This window comes from Micromonospora sp. DT227, from assembly GCF_049841835.1.
GTDB lineage: Bacteria > Actinomycetota > Actinomycetes > Mycobacteriales > Micromonosporaceae > Micromonospora.
The window spans coordinates 812,266-831,400 of sequence record NZ_JBNCLA010000001.1 but is presented as its reverse complement, the minus strand read 5'-3'; the positions used below and the strand labels follow the sequence as shown (position 1 = coordinate 831,400).

At 73.3% G+C, this 19,135-nt stretch carries 15 protein-coding genes; 9 read left to right on the top strand and 6 right to left on the bottom strand.

Translation table 11 applies throughout. The annotated features are described in order from the left end of the window. The first annotated feature begins 62 nt into the window (after positions 1-62). From ACLQ2W_RS04060 to ACLQ2W_RS04045, 4 genes are all read left to right on the top strand, one after another. Positions 63-2,855 carry an immune inhibitor A domain-containing protein gene (locus ACLQ2W_RS04060; RefSeq protein WP_425785266.1) on the top strand — a complete coding sequence of 931 codons (2,793 nt, stop codon included), beginning with the start codon at positions 63-65 and terminating at the stop codon, positions 2,853-2,855. Positions 2,856-3,201: 346 nt separating this feature from the next. Beyond that, positions 3,202-5,604, top strand: a complete 2,403-nt coding sequence (locus ACLQ2W_RS04055) for an immune inhibitor A domain-containing protein (RefSeq protein WP_425786006.1) — start codon at positions 3,202-3,204, stop codon at positions 5,602-5,604. Between the two features lie 106 nt (positions 5,605-5,710). After that, positions 5,711-6,226 carry a hypothetical protein gene (locus ACLQ2W_RS04050; protein ID WP_425785265.1) on the top strand — a complete coding sequence of 172 codons (516 nt, stop codon included), beginning with the start codon at positions 5,711-5,713 and terminating at the stop codon, positions 6,224-6,226. Between the two features lie 87 nt (positions 6,227-6,313). Then, positions 6,314-7,246 (top strand): alpha/beta fold hydrolase, encoded by a 933-nt coding sequence (locus ACLQ2W_RS04045; RefSeq protein ID WP_425785263.1) that lies wholly within the window; start codon positions 6,314-6,316, stop codon positions 7,244-7,246. A gap of 1 nt (position 7,247) precedes the next feature. Here ACLQ2W_RS04045 and ACLQ2W_RS04040 read toward each other — a convergent pair whose 3' ends face one another. Together ACLQ2W_RS04040 and ACLQ2W_RS04035 are read right to left on the bottom strand one after the other, a co-directional pair. Beyond that, complete coding sequence (locus ACLQ2W_RS04040; RefSeq protein ID WP_281943568.1) at positions 7,248-7,613, bottom strand: hypothetical protein; 366 nt, start codon at positions 7,611-7,613, stop codon at positions 7,248-7,250. Beyond that, complete coding sequence (locus tag ACLQ2W_RS04035; protein WP_425785261.1) at positions 7,610-11,464, bottom strand: SseB family protein; 3,855 nt, start codon at positions 11,462-11,464, stop codon at positions 7,610-7,612. The genes ACLQ2W_RS04040 and ACLQ2W_RS04035 overlap by 4 nt, the downstream gene beginning before the upstream one ends. Positions 11,465-11,617: 153 nt before the next feature. Between ACLQ2W_RS04035 and mycP the strand changes: the two genes are divergently transcribed. After that, positions 11,618-12,826 carry a type VII secretion-associated serine protease mycosin gene (gene mycP / locus ACLQ2W_RS04030; protein ID WP_425785260.1) on the top strand — a complete coding sequence of 403 codons (1,209 nt, stop codon included), beginning with the start codon at positions 11,618-11,620 and terminating at the stop codon, positions 12,824-12,826. 210 nt (positions 12,827-13,036) lie between these two features. Here mycP and ACLQ2W_RS04025 read toward each other — a convergent pair whose 3' ends face one another. Together ACLQ2W_RS04025 and ACLQ2W_RS04020 are read right to left on the bottom strand one after the other, a co-directional pair. Continuing rightward, a complete protein-coding gene (locus ACLQ2W_RS04025) occupies positions 13,037-13,330 on the bottom strand; it encodes a WXG100 family type VII secretion target (protein ID WP_425785259.1) in 294 nt (97 codons plus the stop codon). Positions 13,331-13,351: 21 nt separating this feature from the next. After that, positions 13,352-13,669 (bottom strand): WXG100 family type VII secretion target, encoded by a 318-nt coding sequence (locus tag ACLQ2W_RS04020; RefSeq protein ID WP_281943575.1) that lies wholly within the window; start codon positions 13,667-13,669, stop codon positions 13,352-13,354. 245 nt (positions 13,670-13,914) lie between these two features. Here ACLQ2W_RS04020 and eccE point away from each other — a divergent pair, with 245 nt between their 5' ends. The 4 genes from eccE to rarD all read left to right on the top strand — a co-directional run bounded on the left by eccE (position 13,915) and on the right by rarD (position 17,659). Beyond that, positions 13,915-15,711 carry a type VII secretion protein EccE gene (eccE, locus tag ACLQ2W_RS04015; protein ID WP_425785258.1) on the top strand — a complete coding sequence of 599 codons (1,797 nt, stop codon included), beginning with the start codon at positions 13,915-13,917 and terminating at the stop codon, positions 15,709-15,711. 47 nt (positions 15,712-15,758) lie between these two features. Next, the gene (locus ACLQ2W_RS04010; protein WP_425785257.1) at positions 15,759-16,145 is read left to right on the top strand and encodes a phage holin family protein; all 387 of its coding nucleotides are present in this window, start codon (positions 15,759-15,761) and stop codon (positions 16,143-16,145) included. Between the two features lie 100 nt (positions 16,146-16,245). After that, complete coding sequence (locus tag ACLQ2W_RS04005; RefSeq protein WP_425785256.1) at positions 16,246-16,677, top strand: GNAT family N-acetyltransferase; 432 nt, start codon at positions 16,246-16,248, stop codon at positions 16,675-16,677. A gap of 52 nt (positions 16,678-16,729) precedes the next feature. Continuing rightward, a complete protein-coding gene (gene rarD / locus ACLQ2W_RS04000) occupies positions 16,730-17,659 on the top strand; it encodes an EamA family transporter RarD (protein ID WP_425785255.1) in 930 nt (309 codons plus the stop codon). An 84-nt stretch (positions 17,660-17,743) separates the two neighbouring features. Here the strand turns inward: rarD and ACLQ2W_RS03995 are convergent, their stop codons facing one another. Together ACLQ2W_RS03995 and ACLQ2W_RS03990 are read right to left on the bottom strand one after the other, a co-directional pair. Next, positions 17,744-18,433, bottom strand: coding sequence for an anti-sigma factor family protein (locus tag ACLQ2W_RS03995; RefSeq protein ID WP_425785254.1), 690 nt, complete (start codon positions 18,431-18,433; stop codon positions 17,744-17,746). Continuing rightward, entirely contained in the window at positions 18,430-18,945 is a 516-nt protein-coding gene (locus tag ACLQ2W_RS03990; RefSeq protein ID WP_425786005.1) for a sigma-70 family RNA polymerase sigma factor, read from the bottom strand. The genes ACLQ2W_RS03995 and ACLQ2W_RS03990 overlap by 4 nt, the downstream gene beginning before the upstream one ends. Positions 18,946-19,135: the final 190 nt, after the last annotated feature.

Below are 19,135 nucleotides of genomic sequence, written 5' to 3'. Positions count from 1 at the left end.
CAAATTTCGACACGCGTCCTTGAGACGGCCGGTCCCTCACCATTCCCTACGAACGGAGTGGCATGCTCCCCAGTTCGCAGTCCCGGGCCCGCCGACGACTACTCGTCGCGCTGCCCGCCATCGCCCTCGCGGCCACGTCGCTGACCGTGACGGGTAGTGCGTCGGCTCAGCCGTCCCGGTCCGCGCCGGCCACCATCGCGGCGGACGAGTTCTACATCAACTACGCCGAGCCGGAGGTGCAGCCGGACACCGGCGGCAAGGAGGCCAAGGGCAAGGACGGGGTCTTCTCCGCACCGGCGGACGAGGCCCGCGCCTACGACCGCAAGTACGCCGGCGGCAACCCGATCGCGGCCCGCGAGCTGGCCAAGCTGGAGGCCAAGTCCATCCGGACCGGCCAGAGCCCTCGCAAGATCAAGAAGGCCAAGAACACCCAGACCGCCAAGCTGCTGACGCTGCTGGTGGAGTTCAACGACAACGCCAACGACGACTTCACCGGCGTGATGGTGCCGAAGACGGTCTTCGAGGACCGCACCTGCGTGCCCGGCACGGTGCAGAACGGGCCGCGGCACAACACCATCCCGAACCCGGCCACGCTGCCGCACAAGGACAACAACTCGATGTGGGTGCCGGACTTCTCGCCGGCCCACTACAACAAGATGCTCTACACCAAGCAGGGCATCACCGAGCGGGTCCGCAAGGACCTCAAGGGGCCGGACGGCAAGCCGGGCATCAGCCTCGCGGGCCGGACCATGCACAACATGTACCTGGAGATGTCCAAGAACGCGTACACCGTGGACGGGCAGGCCAGCCCGTGGATCACGGTGCCGCACTCGGAGGGCTGGTACGCCGCCTCCCGCTGTTTCCAGGACGAGAACGGCAACTGGGTCGCCGGCCGTGAGCAGTCGATGAACGGTCACCCGGACAACCCGCAGGGCGCGGGCCGGCTCGCCACCGACGCGATCGACGCGTTGGCCGCCGCCGACCCGAACTTCCCCTGGGCCGACTACGACATCGAGGACCAGAGCGACCGCGACGGCGACGGCAACTTCCACGAGCCGGACGGCGTGATCGACCACCTGGTGCTGGTGCACGCCAACCAGGGCAAGTCCCGTGGTGGCGGCGACGTCGGCGTCTACTCGGTCTGGGCGCACTCCTCCACCGTGGCCGGTGGCTACACCATCCCGGGCACGAGCCTGAAGGTGTCGAACTACATCGTGCAGCCGGAGGACGCCGGTGTCGGTGTCTTCGCCCACGAGTTCGGGCACGACCTGGGCCTGCCGGACCTCTACGACACGTCCGGCAACGCCGACTCCGACGTGGACTTCTGGGACCTGATGGCGTCCGGCTCGCACTCCGGTGAGATCTTCCAGGCGCTCCCCACCCACATGGGCCTCTGGGACAAGTGGGTGCTCGGCTGGGCCGAGCCGAAGACGTTCGGGCCGGGCGACCGGGCCAAGCTGGTCAAGCTCGGGCAGACCTCGCGTACGCCGGTGGGCACCGAGGACGGCATCAAGATCGACCTGCCGGACAAGGTGATCACGCTGGCCGAGCCGCACAGCGGCGCGAACATGTGGTACTCCGGCGCCGACCAGGCGTGGGCGGACGTCAAGCTGAGCCGCACGGTGAGTGTCCCGAACGCCGCCGACGCGAAGTTCTGGATGTGGAACGACTACGTCATCGAGGAGGACTGGGACTACGGCTTCGTCGAGGTCTCCACGGACGGCGGCGCCACCTGGACCGAGCGCAAGGTGTACGACTCCTCCGGCGCGCTGGTCTCCACCGATGACGGCTACGCCGACCCGAACGGCCGGATGGTCGACTTCGGCAACAAGAAGTACGGCCTGACCGGCAGCACCGGCGGCTGGCGCCACGACTACGTGGACCTGTCGCCGTACGCCGGGCAGACCGTGCAGGTCCGGCTGCGGTACGCCACCGACGAGGCGTTCCAGGAGCGCGGCTGGTTCGCCGACGACTTCTCGGTGACCGGCGGCGGCGCCACCACCTGGAGCGACGACGTCGAGGGCGGCGCGGCCGGCTGGACCCAGACCGGCGGCACGTTCACCGACACCACCGGCGCGGGCTGGCACGTCGACTCGGGCACCCAGGTCCGCTCGCACTACTACCTGGCCGAGTGGCGCAACTTCGACGGCTTCGACAAGGGCCTGAAGTACGCCTACGACACCGTCTACTCGCACGAGGCGTGGAAGGTCGACCGGATCGCGTACAACGCGCCCGGCATGCTGGTCTGGTACCGGGACACCGAGCTCGGCGACGTCAACCACGTCACCGCGCAGATGACCGCGCTGCCCAGCTACGGCGCCAAGGGCGGGCTGCTGATCGTCGACTCGCACAACGACCCGCTGCGTCGCAAGGGCGTGGCGGCCGAGAAGGACCCGTCGGTGCTGGACAACCTGCCCAGCCGGCCGCAGTCCTCCAACGCCGCGTTCGGGTTGACGAAGACCTACCCGTTCAAGGAGTGCCTGGAGGCGGCCGACGAGCCGTACAGCGAGTACTGCACCAAGTTCGGCGCGCAGGCGCCGGTGCGGGGCTTCACCGACAACAAGGGCTGGTACCCGGGCATCGAGATCCGCGACGGTTCGCCGTACGCGCGGGACAACGACGCCTCGGTGGTGGTCCCGTCGAAGGGCAACCAGCAGTACACGACCCGGGTGGTGAACCCGGACGGCACCCCGGCGACCGACTACTACGGTTCGACGCTGGGTGGCGGGGCGATCGTGCTCGGCACCGGCAACCCGGGTGACGCGGGCGTCGGGTACGGCACGTCGATCATCATCAAGCGCGCCGCCAAGGACAACGCGTACGCCCAGGTGTACGTGGTTCCGCCGCGGAGCTGATCGACAACTCCAAACCGGAACCGGAATGCCCGGAATACGGGCCGAACGAGCCGGATGACGGACGGGCCGGGAGCATGGCGCTCCCGGCCCGTTCCGCATATCCATCCGTTTCACTGCCTTCGGCCGAACGGCCATCGCCGCTGGTCAACGCCGAGGTGACGAACCAGAGTGTGACGGCGAAAGTCAACCCCAACAAAAAGTTGCTACAAATCGACGCACACATCTTCACAGCAGTCCCGGCAGTGTCTATGTTCACCGTGGGTCCCACTTGTGGGACGTTCCACCGGCCCGTACCCCCATGGGGCCGGTTCCCTCACACCGGAGGTACCACGTGCGCAAAGTCGCAGTGGGTCTGCTCGGGCTTTCGCTGACCGCGACGGGGCTGATGGCGGGCACGTCCGCCAGCGCCGCGCCGACGCCGAAGCTGCCAGCCGCCGCCCCGTCGGTGGCCGAGCCTGCGCAGGCTGAGCACGACCTGCCCAACCCGCTCGAGGACAAGCGGCGCGCACTGCGCCAGGAGGGCCTCAGCGAGGTCCTGTCGGGTAGGGCGAAGGCCCAGAAGATCAACGGCAGCACCGTCGTCAAGGTTGGCGAGAAGGCTGCCGAGGGTGCCGCGGCGGGCAAGGCCGCCCGGAGCACCAAGGCCGGCAAGGGTCCCACCGAGGACCAGTACGTCGAGCTCTCCCGCGAGAAGACCGACAAGATCTTCGTCATCCTCGCGGAGTTCGGCGACGAGCGGCACCCGAACTACCCGGACCAGGACACCGCCCCGGCTGTGCCGGGTCCGACCCGGTTCGACGGTCCGCTCGTCAACCAGATCCCCGAGCCCAACCGGGCCGTGGACAACTCCACGATCTGGCAGTCGGACTTCAGCGCCGACCACTTCCGGCAGATCTACTTCGGCACCAAGCCGGGTGACGAGTCGCTGAAGCAGTACTACGAGGCCCAGTCGTCGGGTCGGTACAGCGTCGACGGCGAGGTCACCAACTGGGTGAAGGTCAAGTACAACGAGGCCCGCTACGGCCGTTCCAACGGCTACCCGTGCGCCTCGAACGTCTGCAACAACACCTGGGCGCTGGTCCGCGACGCCGCGAACCAGTGGGTCGCCGACCAGAAGGCCCAGGGCCGCTCCGACGAGCAGATCGCGGCCGACGTCAAGTCGATGGACGAGTGGGACCGTTACGACTTCGACGGCGACGGCAACTTCAACGAGCCGGACGGCTACATCGACCACTTCCAGATCGTCCACGCCGGCGGCGACCAGGCCGACGGTGACCCGATCCAGGGTGAGGACGCGATCTGGAGCCACCGCTGGTACGCGTTCGCCAGCGACCAGGGCAACACCGGTCCGGAGAACTTCCCGGCCGGCGGCACCCAGATCGGCAACACCGGCGTCTGGATCGGTGACTACACGATCCAGCCGGAGAACGGTGGCCGGAGCGTCTTCTACCACGAGTACGGCCACGACCTCGGTCTGCCGGACGACTACAACGTCACCAGTGGTGGGGACAACAACAACGAGCACTGGACCCTGATGGCCCAGAGCCGGCTCGGCGCCAAGAACGACGCCGGCATCGGCGACCGCGGCGGCGACCTCGGCGCCTGGAACAAGCTCCAGCTCGGCTGGCTCGACTACGAGGTGGTCGTCGCCGGTCAGAAGCGCACCCTGGAGCTGGGCCCGCAGGAGTACAACTCCACCAAGGCGCAGGGCGCCGTGGTGGTGCTGCCGCAGCGGGCGTACGAGTTCCAGAACGGCAAGCCGTTCGAGGGTACGAAGCAGTTCTTCTCGGGCAACGAGGACGACCTGAACACCACGATGACGCGGAGCATCGACCTCACGGGGAAGAGCAGCGCCGCGGTGTCGATGAAGGGCCGTTACAGCATCGAGGCGGACTTCGACTACCTCTTCTTCGAGGCCTCGACCGACGGTGGCCAGAACTGGGTCTCGCTCCCGGGCACGGCCAACGGCCAGGCCCTGAAGGAGATCTCCCCCGGGCGTTACGCCCTGGACGGCTCCAGCGACGGCAACTGGGTCGACGTCAACGTCAACCTGGACTCGGTCGTCGGCAAGGCCGTGCAGTTCCGGCTCCGCTACCAGACCGACGGTGGCGTGTCCGAGGGCGGCTTCTACGGTGACGCCCTCACCGTGACCGCCGACGGTCAGACGCTGCTCACCGATGGTGCCGAGGCCGGTGCCCCCGGCTGGACGCTCAACGGCTGGAGCATCGTCGAGGAGACCTACACCCGTCTGTTCGACAACTACTACATCGCCGGTAACCGGTCGTACGTCTCGTACGACAAGTACCTCAAGACCGGCCCGTACTTCTTCGGTTACGCGAACACCCGCCCGGACTACGTGGACCACTACGCGTACCAGGAGGGTCTGCTGATCTCCTACTGGAACCTCCGGTGGGCGGACAACGACACGTTCGTGCACCCGGGTGAGGGTCGGAACATGATCATCGACGCCCATCCGCGGCCGATCTACAACCTGACCGGGGCGCCCTGGCGGGCCCGCGTCCAGGTCTACGACGCGCCGTTCGGCCTGAAGAAGGCGGACTCGTTCACGCTGCACCTCAACAGCCAGCCGCAGTACATCCGTGGCCAGGCCGCGCAGCCGCTGTTCGACGACACCAAGCAGTACTGGTACCCGGAGCTGCCGAACCACGGCGTCAAGCTCCCGGCCACCGGCACCAAGATCAAGGTCCTGGAGCAGGACGGCACCTCGCTGAAGGTCCGCTTCTCCTGAGCCACTGATCCACGCGACACCACGACGAGGCCCGGGCAGGTCACCTGCCCGGGCCTCGCCCTGTGTCGGGCGGGAACCGTCGCGACCCGCGGCGCGTCCCAAGCGGGTGACCACAACCCTCGACCGCCGCCTCGCCGCGGTCCTCGCACTGCCCCTGGCCCTGGCGCTGGCCGGCTGCGCGAACCCGGAGAACGGAGGAGACGTGTCCGCGTCCGAACCCCCCGCCGGTCCCGGCGCACCCACCGGACCCGTCGACGCCACGCCGCAGCCCCCGTCCCCGACCGCACCGACGCCGACCGCACCGGCCCCGGCCGCCTCCACCGGCCGGCCCCCGCTCTCCGCGACCGATCTGCCGACGCTCCGGCCGCCGACCGGGCCACCACGGCAGCCCACCGACCAACGCAAGCCGAACGTCCTCGCCGGCCGGCTCAGCCACGGCGGAAGCGGCCCCTGCTACACGCTTGTCACCGACGACGGCCAGGAACACGCCCTGTACGGCCCGGACCAGGGCACCTGGCCCGCCGGCACCTGGGTCCGGGTCACCGTCGGCCCGCCGCCGGCGGGCGTCGAGTGCGGGCCCGGGCGGCTGGTCGGCCTGCTGCGCATCGAACGCGTGGGCTGACCCCGCTCGACGCCCTGTCCCGGAGAATCCCCTGATCCTGGGCACCTACGGGACCGGCGGGCGACCGGCGGCCCTAGGCTGTGCCCCATGACCGACCAGCGCGGCGGGTTCGCCGACGAATCCTGCGTCCTGCCCGAAGGGCCGTGGACGCACCGGTTCGTCGGCGCCAACGGCAGCCGGTTCCACGTCGTCGAGGCGGGCACCGGCCCGATGGTGCTCTTCCTGCACGGCTTCCCGGAATACTGGTACGCCTGGCACGAGATGCTGCCGGCGGTCGCCGACGCCGGCTTCCGCGCGGTCGCCGTCGACCTGCGCGGTTACGGCGCGAGCGACAAGCCACCCCGGGGGTACGACGGCTACACGCTCGCCGCCGACGTGGCCGGCCTGATCCGCGCGCTCGGTGAGCGGTCCGCCACCGTGGTCGGCACCGGCGCGGGCGGCCTCATCGGCTGGACCGCCGCCTCGTTCCACCCCACGCTGGTCCGCCGGCTCGTGGTGCTCGGCGCACCGCACCCGCTGCGGCTGCGGGCCGCCATCGTCGCCGACCCGCGCGGCCAGTTCGCGTCCGCCACGGCCACGCTGAAGTTCCAGCTCCCCCGCTACGAGCACGTGCTGACCCGGGACGACGCCGCCGAGGTGGCGGAGATGCTGCGCCGCTGGGGCGGGCCGACCTGGGTCGACGGCCCGGACTTCGACGACTACGCCCGGTGCTGCCGGGTGGCGATGCAGATCCCGCAGGCCGCGTTCTGCGCCCTGGAGGGCTACCGCTGGGCATTCCGGTCGGTGCTGCGGCTGCACGGCTACCGGTTCGTCAAGCTGATGCAGAAGCCGCTGGTCGCCCCGACCCTGCAACTGCACGGCGCGCTGGACCGGGCCTCGCTCCCCCGCACCGCGCAGGGCTCCGGCCGGTACGTCAGCGCCCCGTACGAGTGGCGACTGCTCGACGGGGTGGGCCACTTCCCGCACGTGGAGGCGCGGGACGTGGTGCTCGGCGAGATCCTGCGGTGGGCGAAGTCCTGACTCAGACCCGCTGCTCGCCCAGCCCGGCCACCTCGGTCGCGGGCGCCCAGCCCTGGTAGACGCCGAAGTCGAACGCCTCCAGCCCCATCGCCTCCGCCACCGGCCAACGCCCACCTGTGTACTCCACCCGCAGCCAGCCCTCGTGCTCGGCCAGCACGATGAACGGCTGCCCCTGCCAGGTGCAGGTGGTCCGCACGTACGCCAGGTCGTCGACCTCGGCCGCCGGCACCACCCGGACGTACCGGCCGGGGCGCGCCTCCGTGAAGCCCTCGTCCGGTTCGGGCTGGTAGAGCCGCACGTCGTCGCCGTCCGGGCTGGCCTGGTACTCCCGGCCGCGCCACCGGGCCACGTAACCGTCGCGGCTCACGCCCCGTCCGCCTTCCGCCACAGCAGCGCGTCGGTGTCCAGCACCGCGACCAACCGGGCACCGCCGTCGGCGGCGACCCGCCACAGCTCGGCGCCGTGCGGCAGCCGGGCACTGTCCACCTTGAACTCGGCGATCACGTCGCTGCTCTCGCCCGGCGCGAAGCCGTTGCCCCGGAACGGGTACCGCTCGATGACCCAGCCCTCCATCGCCCGCATCGCGGCCTCGTTCTGCCCGCCGTACGGGATCCGGTAGAGGCTCGGCCGGTAGGCCGGCCAGCGCAGCAGGTACAGCTCCTCGGCGTCCCGGGAGAACGGGGACCCGGGATGGCCGAGACCGAGCGCGTCGAACAGCTCCGCCGGCGTACGCAGGTGGGCCAGCTCGCCGGCCCGGTGCACGAAGCCGGACACCCGGTCGTAGCCACGCTCCAGGTAGTAGGCGAGCTGGCTCGCCGCGATGGCCTTCTGCATGACCACCGGCCGGGTCGGCTTCGCCGTCGGCGCGTCCGGCCGCGGCTCGGTCGTGGGCGCCGGTCCGGTGGCGGGCGGCTCCGGCTCGGTCTCCGGGTCGTCGCCGAGCCCCACCTCGGCAGCCCAGTTGGCAAGCGCCAGGACCTGCTCCCCCGGGTACGCCGCGCCGACCGGCGTGTCCGGGTTGACCCGGAACGACCAGGCCACGTCCGGCCACTGACGGATGAGCTGGACGAACTTGACCCGTACCGTGTCGACCGGCCCCCCGGCGTGCTCGGCGAGCCGCTCCGGCGAGGTGTAGACCACCACGTACCGCACCCCGTCGACCGTCTCGGTACGCCAGGAGAAACCCGGATCGCCGGGCCGGCTGCCCGCCGCCGAGTCGAACGCGACCGGCAACATCACCCGGGCCAGCAGCAGCGTGGTGAGGAAGCCGTCGGTGTTACCGCTGGCGGCGGCCGCCAGCAGCTCCTCCTCCACCTCGTTCGCCGGCACGAAGTCCGGCTCGACCGCCGGGCGGCCGGTGCCGTCGGTCACCGGCTCGACGCGCGGCTCCCCGGCAGTGACGTACGGGATCGTCTCCGTCTCCAGCCCCGTCTCCGACGACGGGGACGACCCCTCGGACGGTGACGGCGCGAAGAACGACGTGGTCGGCTCGTCCGCCGCCGGCCGGCTGGCCGGCGCGAAGAGTGACGTGGTGGCCTCGTCCCCCGCCGACGCGAAGAGTGACGTGGTCGGCTCGTCCGCCGCCGACGAGAACAATGAGGTGGTCGGCTCGTCCGCCGCTGGGCGGCTGACCGGCGCGAACAACGACGTGGTCGGCTCGTCCGAGGGCACCGGCGCGAACAGGGACACCGTCGGCTCCGCCGCGACCAGCGCGGACAACGACCTGGTCACCTCGTCCGAGGTTGCCGACGCGGGCAGGGACACCGTCGGCTCCGCCGCGCTCGGCGCGAACAGGGACGTCGTCGGCTCGTCCGTGACCGGGCTGGACAGGGACGTCGTCGGCTCGTCCGCGACCGGGCTGGACAGGGACGTCGTCGGCTCGTCCGCGACCGGCGTGGACAGGGACACCGTCGGTTCGGCCGGGACGGGCGCGGCCGGGGAGGACAACGGCTCGAACAGCGACCTGGTGGGTTCCCCGGCGGAGGACGTCACCGGGGTGCCCGGCTCGTCCGACGGCGACGCCGATGCTGGTGCCGTCGGCGGAGACGGCGAAGACGACGGCGACGGCGACGGCGACGGCGACGGCGAAGACGACGGCGACGGCGACGGCGAAGACGACGGCGACGGCGACGGCGACGGCGTGAACAGCGGTGTGGTCGGCTCGAACAACGACACCGTCGGCTCGTCCGGGTACCTGGCCGGCCGGGCGAGCGACACCGTCGGCTCGTCCGGTCCGGTCGGCAGCGGTGCCGCGTCCGCCGGGACGGATGCGTCGGCCGCCGGTCGGAGCGGATCGAACACCGATCTGGTCGGCTCGCTGGCCGGGGACGGGAACGGCTCGGCGGCGGCAGGCGAGAGCGGTGCCGTCGTCTCCCACGCCGACCCGACCCGGTCCGAGCGCGATCCGGTGGCGAACGGCTCGGTGGGGGCCGATGACCCGGCGTCGAACGAGTCGGTGGCCGACGGCTGGCTGGCGAACGGCGCGGTGGCCGATGACCCGGCGTCGTACGGCTCGGCGCCCATCGGTCCGGTGGCGAAGGACCCGATGGAGAACGGCACGGTCGACTGCGGCCCGCCAACAGACGGCCCGGCAACGGACGGCTCGGCGACAAACGGCTCGGCGACAAACGGCTCGGCAACAGACGGCTCGGAGACAGACAGCCCGGCTACAGACGGCTCGGTGACGACTGGTTCGGGCGCCCTGCGGTCGTCGGCCCACGCGGGCTCGGCGACGTCGACGGCCGGCGACCCGACCGGCTCGGCGGCATCCACCCGGGACACGACGGGGCCGGCGGCGGCGTACCCCTCGGAAGCTGGCCCGGTCGCCGCGGGTGCGGTCAGGTCACGGGCCTCGATGACGGTGCCCTCGATGACGATCGGCGTGAAGTCGCGGCGCGGCGCGGGCGGAGCGGACACGGGCTCGGCCATCGACGGTGGCAGCGCCTCGGCTTCCGTCGGATCGTCGAGCGGGGTCCAGCCCGGCGCGTCGTGGTCGGTGCGCGTTCCGGCCCACCGGTCGGGAGCGGGCGGGCCGGAGTGCCGGCGGGGCAGTGTCCGGGGGGTGTCCTCGGGCGGGCGGGCCGGCCGGAACGGCGCTGCCGGTTCGGCCGGCGTCGGCGCGGGCTCGTCCGCTCCCACCCGGAACGGTCGGGTCTGGTCCTCGCGCACCGGCTCGTTCAGCGGCCGACGCCGGGGGAACGGTTGGCCGCCGGCGAACCGGGAGGGCGGCGTCGCCCGCTCGCCGGACCGCCTGGGGGTGTCCAGCGGCGAGGGCCGCCGGGTCGCGCGGCCCGAGGTGGGCTCGAAGAAGGAGCGGGCCGGTGGTGGGGCCGGCGGCGCCGACTGCTCGTCCCGCGTCGCACGGCCGGCCGCGAACGGGTCCGGCTCGTCGGGACGGCGACGCAGGTCGGTGAGCCAGCCGTCGAGCGCGTCCGGGTCGGCCCCGTCGCCCGCCCCGGTGCGGCCGTGGTCACCGGACGCCGGGCGGCGGTGCGGCGCCGTCGGGGCGCGGCGGCCGAGAAGGGGAACGGATCGCATGGGTACGGTGGCGGGCTCCTCGGCCTCCGCCACCCGCCCGCCACGGCCTGACGGGGTCGGGGGTGTCACGGCGGCGGGAACCGGAACGGACGGCGCCTCGCGGGCGGGTTCCGGGACACCGAAGCGGCCGGATTCGGCACCGACGTCTCGCACCGAACCGGGAACGCCGTCACGCACCGAACCGGAGACACCGTCACGCACCGGCCCGGGACCGCTGTCACCTACCGGCCCGGGGACGCCGTCACGGGCGGCCCGGGCGGCGCTCTCCACCCGCTCCAGACGGGCTCGGGCGCCCATGGTCCGGCCGGGCAGCCGGACGTCGCCCCGGGCGAGCTGGGCGACGTACCAGGCGGGCAGGTAGCCCTCGATCGGCAGGCCCGGGTTCACCGCCAGCCACCACTCCTGGTTGGGCCAGCCGGCGGCCAGGTCCGGGTACCCGACGAGACGCGTGGCGCCGGCGTTCTCGCCCAGGCTGGCGCGCAGCGCGGCGACCGACGTGAACGCCAGCACGTGCGTGCGGCCCTCGGAGGTCCAGGTGCCCCACCCCGCGGTCGGGCCGCCGGCGATCGGCAGCACCAGATCGACACGGGTCAGCACGCGGAAGTATTGCTGCTGGTCCTGCGCTCGTAGCGCGTCCCGCATCGCCACCTCGGCCTCGGTGGCCGGCTCCCATCCGGTCACGGGCCACCTCTCCTTCCGCGCACAGGCCACAGGCATCGCCTACAACCTACAAGGTGGTAACAAGATCACAATGCCTGGCCATCGACGGTCGGCCGTGGCGTCGGCGAGGCGCTAACATCCCGTTCCGGAGTCGACACGTTACGGAGGTCGTCGATGCCCCGGCCCCTCGCGCGCTCCACCGCGGTCGCGCTGGCGACCCTCCTCATCTCCGGCCTGCCGGCGACCCCGGCGGCGGCGGCCCGCGCGCCGTCCGGCTGCGCCACGCCGCCCGCGCCGGCCCGCCCGGTGGCCGAGCAGCCGTGGCCCCAGCAACGGTACGCGCCGGACCGGCTGGCCCCGCTCGCGACCGGCGCGGGCGTGGTGGTGGCGGTGGTCGACTCGGGGGTGGACCGGTCCCATCCGCAGCTCGCCGGTCGGGTGCTGGCCGGCGCCGACTTCCTCGACCCGGGCGGGGACGGCACCCGCGACTGCGCCGGGCACGGCACCGGCGTGGCGAGCATCATCGCCGCCGCGCCACGGCCGGGTGTCGCGTTCCGGGGCCTCGCGCCGGGCGCGCGCATCCTGCCGGTACGCGTCAGCGAACAGCAGGTGGTCGACGGGCGGGAGTCGGGGCGGACGGTCGGCGCGGCCGACTTCGCCCGGGCCGTCCGCTGGGCCGTGGACCACGACGCCGACGTGCTCAACCTCTCGGTCGTGCTGTACGCGGACGACCCGGCGGTGCGCGCCGCGGTCGCCTACGCGGTGCGGCGGGACGTGGTGGTGGTGGCCGCCGCCGGCAACCTGCACGACAGCGGCGATCCCCGCCCCTTCCCGGCCGCGTACGACGGGGTGCTCGGCGTCGGCGCGATCGGGCGGGACGGGACGCGTGCCGCGTTCTCCCAGACCGGCCCGTACGTCGACCTGGTCGCCCCGGGCAGCGAGGTGCTGATGGCGGCGCCCCGGCAGGGCCATCGCCGGGCGGAGGGCACCAGTTACGCCACGCCGTTCGTCGCCGGCACCGCCGCGTTGCTGCGGCAGTATCGCCCCGGGCTGCACGCGGCCGAGGTCGCCGGGCGGATCGTGGCCGGCACCGACCCGGCACCGGGGCGGGGCGAGGGCTACGGCGCCGGGGTGCTCAACCCGTACCGCGCGGTGACCGAGTCGCCCGGCGGAGCGGACGCCCGGCCCGGGCATGCGGCCGCGCTCCCGGCGGACCGCCCGGACCCGGCCGCACTCGCCCGCCAGTCCCGCCGGGCCACGGCCCGGGACCGGGCGCTCCTGGTGGCCGGCGTGACAGGGGGCGCGGCGGCGCTCGTGGCGCTGCTGGCCGTGGTGCTACCCCGGGGAACCCGCCGACGCTGGCACCCCGCCAACCCCACCTGACCCCCGTCCCGTCCCACCCCACCCCACCCCGCACCCCACCCCCACCCGCGCGTCGATCTTGCAGTTGATGCCCGGACGAAACGGGCAAGACGCCTGAACCGAGGGCCGAAAGTGCAAGATCGCGGAAGCGGGGCGGGACCCCGGGGACGGGATGGGGGCGGGGGGACGGGTACGGCCCGGGTGTGGGCACCTGGGCCGTACCCGCCCGTCTCAGTGGAACAGGTTGGCGTTGCGCTTCTCGGTGTCGAGGTAGTCGGCCGCGGATTCCTCCACCGCGAGCTTGATGTCGCGCAGCATCGCCTGCATGTCCTGCGAGGCGGCCCGCCAGCGGGACTGCCGCTGCTCGTACGCCTCGCGCGCCTCACCGTTCCAGCTCGCCACCAGCGGTGCCGCGTCCCGTTCGAGCTGCCCGAGCTGGCTCTCCAGGGTGGTCAGCGCCCGTTGGATGTCGGCGCCGGCCTGTTGCAGGGCGGCGAAGTTGACGACCAGCACACCGTGCTCCATGGGTTCGATCCTTCCGATGGTCTAGAGCGGCAGCTGGATGCCGCGGTTGGTGCCGGCCACCCGGCCGGCGGCCTCGGTGTCGGAGACGTCGTACTGGCGGCCGGCGGTGCGGATCGCGGTGGCGGTTTCGCGCAGGGCCCGTTGCAGGGCCGCCTGGTCCTGCGCCCACTGCTGCTTGACCTGTGCGAACGAGCGCCCGCCGGCGCCTCGCCACGCTTGTTGCAGCACCTCCAGCTCGGCCATCAGGCCGCTGAGCATGGTCTGCAGCGACTGGTCGACGTGCTCGAACTTCGCGGCGGTCTGCTGCATCACCGCGGCTTCTGCCTGGGTCTGGGACATCCCGGACGTCACCTCGTCTCCTCGGTCGTGGCTGGCCACCCGGGGTGACCACCGTGGACTCGTCGGCGCGGCGCTCGCGGCCGCCGGAAGGGGGAGGGAGACGGCGGGCGCACGCGCAACGATTTTCGTCGCTGACGGTAGCGGTCCCAGTCCGGTTCTGCTACCCCCGGGGCCTCCCCTGTGGACAACGACGCCACTACGATGTGCCACGGCGGCGTCACCCGGCGGCCCGACGAGGAGGTGCGGTGACCGCGAGCACGACGGAGCGGCCCGCACCCGCGCCGGCTCCACCTCCACAGTGGAGGCTTCGGCGGCTCCGCGCCGGACAGATCGTGACGACACAGGTCGCGGCCGCCGTCCTGCTGGCCGCCCTGGGGCGGGGCGTCGCGCCGACCGCCGGGGCGTTGTGCTGCGCGGCACTGCTGGTGCCCGCCGCGTGGGTCCGGTTCCGGGGCCGTTGGCTGCACGAGTGGCTCACCGTCGGCGCCGCGTACCTGAGCCGTCGCCGCGCCCTGCCGGCGGCCACCGAGCCCTCGGCGCTGCTGGGCCTGGTCGGGCCGGGCACGGTGGTGCACGCCGCGGAGCTGGCCGGCGGTCCGGCCGCCGTGCTGCACGACGCCGCCGGGCTGACCGCGCTGCTGGAGCTCGGCGATCCGGACGACCTCCTCGGCGACCGCCCGCAGGCGCTCCCGGCCCCGTCCGACCTGCTCCCGCCCGCCGGCCCGGAGAGCCCTCCGGTCCGGCTCCAGCTGGTCTTCTCGGCCTCGCCGGCCCCCGTGCCGCCCGTCGCGTCCGGCCCGGCCGGGACGTCCTACCGCCAGCTCACCGACGGCCGGCTGGCCGGGCGTACGCGGGTGGTGCTGGCCGTGCGGGTGCTGCGGGCCGACGGCTGGCCGGACGAGGAACTGCTGCGGGCGCTCTCCGGGACGGTCCGGCGGATCGTCCGCCGGCTCGGTTCGCTCGGCGGCCGGCCGCTCGGCGCGCCGGCCGCCCTGCGGGTGATCGACGAGCTGGCCCATCACGAGACCGGTGCCCCGGCCCGGGAGACCTGGCCGCTGCTCGCCGTGGGTGGGCTGGCCCAGGCCACCTGGCGGCTGCGTCGCTGGCCGGATCCACGGGGCGAGGCCGCCCGAGGGCTGGTGCCCCGGCTGCTCGCCGTGCCGGCCACCGCCACCACTGTCGCGCTCTGCGTCGGTCCCCGCGCCGACGCCGCGCCGACCCGGGCCGAGCTGACCGTCCGGGTGGCCGCCGGGAGCGCGGCGGAGTTGACGGTCGCCGAACGGGCGCTCCGTCGGACGGCCGGGGACGCGGGGGCGGAGCTGCACCGCCTCGACGGCGAGCACCTCACCGGGTTGGCCGCCACCCTGCCGCTGGCGGTGACCGGCGGCGGTGTGCCCCCGGCCGGGTCGCCGCCGGCCGCGCCGGACCTGCCGGTCGGCGGGTCCGGCCTGATGGTGGGCGCCAACCGACGCGGCGGCCCGCTCACCGTCCGCCTGTTCCGTCCGGCGACGACCCGGGTACTGCTGGTCGGCGGGGTGCCCGCCGCGCAACTGCTGGTGCTGCGGGCGTTGGCGCTCGGTGCCCGGGTGGCGGTGCAGACCACCAGGCCGCGCGCCTGGGAGGCGTTCGCGCGCGGGGTCGGCGGGCCCGGCGACGGGGTGCCGCTGCTCCCGCCGGGGCGGCCGGTCGACGGCGCGCCCGGCTCGCCGCTGCGACCGCTGCTGCTGGTGGTCGACGCCGGCCCGGTGCCGCCGGAGGTCGGTCCGGCGGCGGCCTGGCAGTCGGTGCTGGTGGTCCGCGACGAGCTGACCCCGGCGGACGCCCCGGCGCTGGCCCGCGCCGACCTGGCCGTTCTCCAGCCGCTCGACCCAACCGAGGCCGAGCTGGCCGGCACCGCGCTGGGGCTCGGCGGTTCCGCCGGCTGGCTCACCCGGATCCGCGACGACATGGTGGCGGTGGTCAACCGGCGGGCGCTGCGGTGGGCCCTGCTGTCGCCGACCCCGGTCGAGTCGCAGTTGGTCGGTCGTCCGGCCCGCCGCTGAGGCGTACGCGCTTCCGCCGGTGGGAGCGGCGTGGCACGATCCCGGCCATGGATTTCCTGAAGGGTCTTCTGATCCGGGTGGCGTCGACGGCGGTGGCGTTCTGGCTCGCCACGTTGCTCATCCCGGGCATCACGCTCGACTCCGGGTCCGCCATCGAGACGGTGACGACGCTGGTGCTCGTCACGGTGATCTTCGGCGTGGTCAACGCGGTGCTCCAGCCGATCATCAAGACCGTGGGGTGCGGCTTCTACCTGCTCACCCTCGGGCTGATCGCGCTGGTGGTGAACGGGCTGCTGTTCCTGCTCACGAGCTGGATCGCCGGGGAGGCCGGGCTGCCCTTCCACGTGGACGGGTTCTGGCCGGCGGCGGTGCTCGGCGCGCTCCTCGTCGGCATCGTCACCTGGATCCTGGGCGCGGTCCTCGACCGCGACTGAGACGTCTTCGCCGCCCGCCCGGCACTCCGTCCGGGCGGGCAGGCCAGTGCGCGGGAATTGGCTGGCGAGCGGCCCCCGGAGCGGCACTAGCCTCGGCCGGGTGTTCACCCTGACGCGCGCCGACGGCTACCAGCTCAGCACCGACCCCGACCGGCTCGACCTGGGCCGCGTGCACACCTGGCTCGCCACGGACGCGTACTGGGCGCGGGGGCGGGAGCGGGAGACGGTCGAGCGCGCGTTCGCCGGCTCGATCGGCTTCGGCGTCTACCGTCCCGGTGACGGGCGGCAGGTCGCGGTCGGCCGGGTGGTGACCGACCGGGCCACGTTCGCCTGGCTGTGCGACGTCTACGTGGACCGGTCCGAGCGGGGTCGCGGGCTGGGCACCTGGCTGACCGCGGGCGTCCGTGACCACGTGGCCGAGCTGGGCGTACGCCGGATCGTGCTGGCCACCGTGGACGCGCACGGCGTGTACGGGAAGCTCGGCTTCCAGCCGGTGGCGGCGGACCGGTACATGGAGCTGGACGAGCGGTGACGCCGATCACCGGAAAGGACCAACGGCCGGCTTCACCACTTACGGTGGAGCCGTGAACCAGCTCCGCCTCGGCTACCTGTACGGCATCGGCGCGTACCTGCTCTGGGGTTTCTTCCCGATCTACCTGAAACTGCTCCGGCCGGCCGGGCCGGTGGAGATCCTCGCGCACCGGATCATCTGGTCGGTGGTGTTCGTGGCGCTGCTGCTGGCCGCCATGCGCCACGTCGGCTTCCTGCGGGCGCTGGCCCGGCGGCCCCGCGCGCTGGCCGGGATCGCGTTCGCCGCCGCGCTGATCGCGGTGAACTGGGGCACCTACATCTACGGCGTGAACTCCGACCGGGTGGTGGAGACCGCGCTCGGCTACTTCATCAACCCGCTGGTGTCGGTGCTGCTCGGCGTGCTGGTGCTGCGGGAACGGCTGCGCCCGGCGCAGTGGGCGGCGCTCGGCGTCGGCGCGCTCGCGGTAGCGGTGCTCACCGTCGACTACGGCCGCCTGCCCTGGCTGGCGCTCACGCTCGCGTTCAGCTTCGCCGGGTACGGCCTGGTCAAGAAGCAGCTCGGCCTGCCCGCCGCCGAGGGGCTCTTCGTCGAGTCGGCGGTGCTGGCGCTGCCCGCCCTGGCGTACCTGGGCTGGCTCGCCACGCGCGGCGACTCGACGTTCGGGCACGTCTCCGCCGGGCACACCGCGCTGCTGGTGCTGGCCGGTGCCGCCACCGCGATCCCGCTGCTGTTCTTCGCCGGCGCGGCCAACCGGCTGCCGCTGTCCACCGTCGGCATGTTGCAGTACCTGGCCCCGATCCTCCAGCTCGGCTGCGGCGTGCTGCTCTTCCACGAGCCGATGCCGCCGGCCCGCCTGGCCGGCTTCGCCCTGGTCTGGCTCGCCCTCGTCGTCTTCACCGTCGACGCCCTGAACCACACCCGCCGCACCCGGGCCGCCGCCCGCCCCACCACCCCCGCACCCCCCACCCTCCTTCCGCGCTGATTCACGGAAAGCGTGGCTATTTCGCGCCGCACAGCCACGCTTTCCGTGAATCAGCGCGCAACAGACGGGGGGTGGGGAGGGCGGTTAGCGGAGGTCGTAGGCGAGGACGGGGGTGTCGGTGCCGCGGAGGAGTTCCAGGCGGACCAGGTCACCCCGGGTGAAGCGGGTGACGCCGGAGAAGCGCAGGTCGTCACCGGGGGCGGCCAGCCAGGACCCGATCTGCTCGGTCGCGCCGTCCGGGCCGTGCGCCACCAGCCGGAACGTGTACGCCTCGCGGTGCCCGGCCCGCCTGTCGTAGCCGCAGTGCATGGTGACCTCGGTGCCCCACGGTGTCTCGGTCAGCCCCACCTCGGCGTGCACCGGCGCGGTCCCGGCGACCGGCCGCATCGAGGTGAGCGCCACCGGCCGGGGAGCCGGCTCGGCCGGCGGCCGGATCAGCGTCACGCCCACGCCGGCCAGCACCGCGAGCGCGGCGGCGGCGAGCGCGGTCGACGCGTACCGTCGTCGGGCGCGGGACCGGTCGCGGCGCTTGCGCGCCCGCGCGGCGTCGAGCAGCGCGGGCAGCCGTGAGGTCTCCGGGCCGACCTCCAGGAACTGCTCCAACCCGGCCGGGTCGAGCCGACCCAGCAGACCGGGCAGCACGGCGATCTCGGCCACCGCCTCCCGGCACTGCGCGCACCCGCCCAGGTGCCGCTCGTAGGCGGCGCGGTCGGCCGGGGCGAGGGCGCCCAGCACGTACGCGCCGTCGTCGTGCGCGAACTCGCAGCGGGTCATCCGGTCACCCCCATCTCGGCCAGCGCCAACCGTAGTGAGCGCAGCGCGTAGTGGGTGCGCGACTTCACCGTGCCCGGCGGTACGCCCAGCCGGGCCGCCGCCTCCGTCACCGACCGGCCCTGGTAGAAGCATTCGACGAGCACCTCGCGGTGGGTCGGGCTGAGGCGGTTGAGCGCCTCGGCCACCGTCCACGCCTCCACCGCGCGCTCCGTCTCGTCGACCGTCTCCGCGATTTCCGGCAGCTCGTCGGTGTAGACCTCGCCGACCCGGGCGGAGCGGCGACGCCAGGCGTCGATGGCCAGGTTCCGGGCGGTGGTGAAGAGCCAGGCCCGGACCGAGCCACGCCGTGGGTCCAGCGACTCCGGGTGCCGCCAGGCCCGCAGCAGCGTCTCCTGCACCAGATCCTCCGCACGCGGCCGGTCGCCGTTGACCAGTCGCAGGGCGTGCGCGAACAGCGCGTCGGCATGCTCGTCGTGCAGCGCGCGCAGCAGTTGGGCGTCGTGGTCGCTGATGGCGGTACCTCGCTTCCGGCGGCGGGGAGACCGGCGATGCGTTCGCCCGTCCGGGCGGTTGCGTTCGTCCTTCCATACGTGCCGGGCCGCCGAACGGTTCAGCCGCAGGTCACGCCGGAGCTGTTCACGTCCGGTTCATGTTCGGGCCGACGCGCGCTCACCGCGTGCTGGCACCGTCCGGCAGGTACGC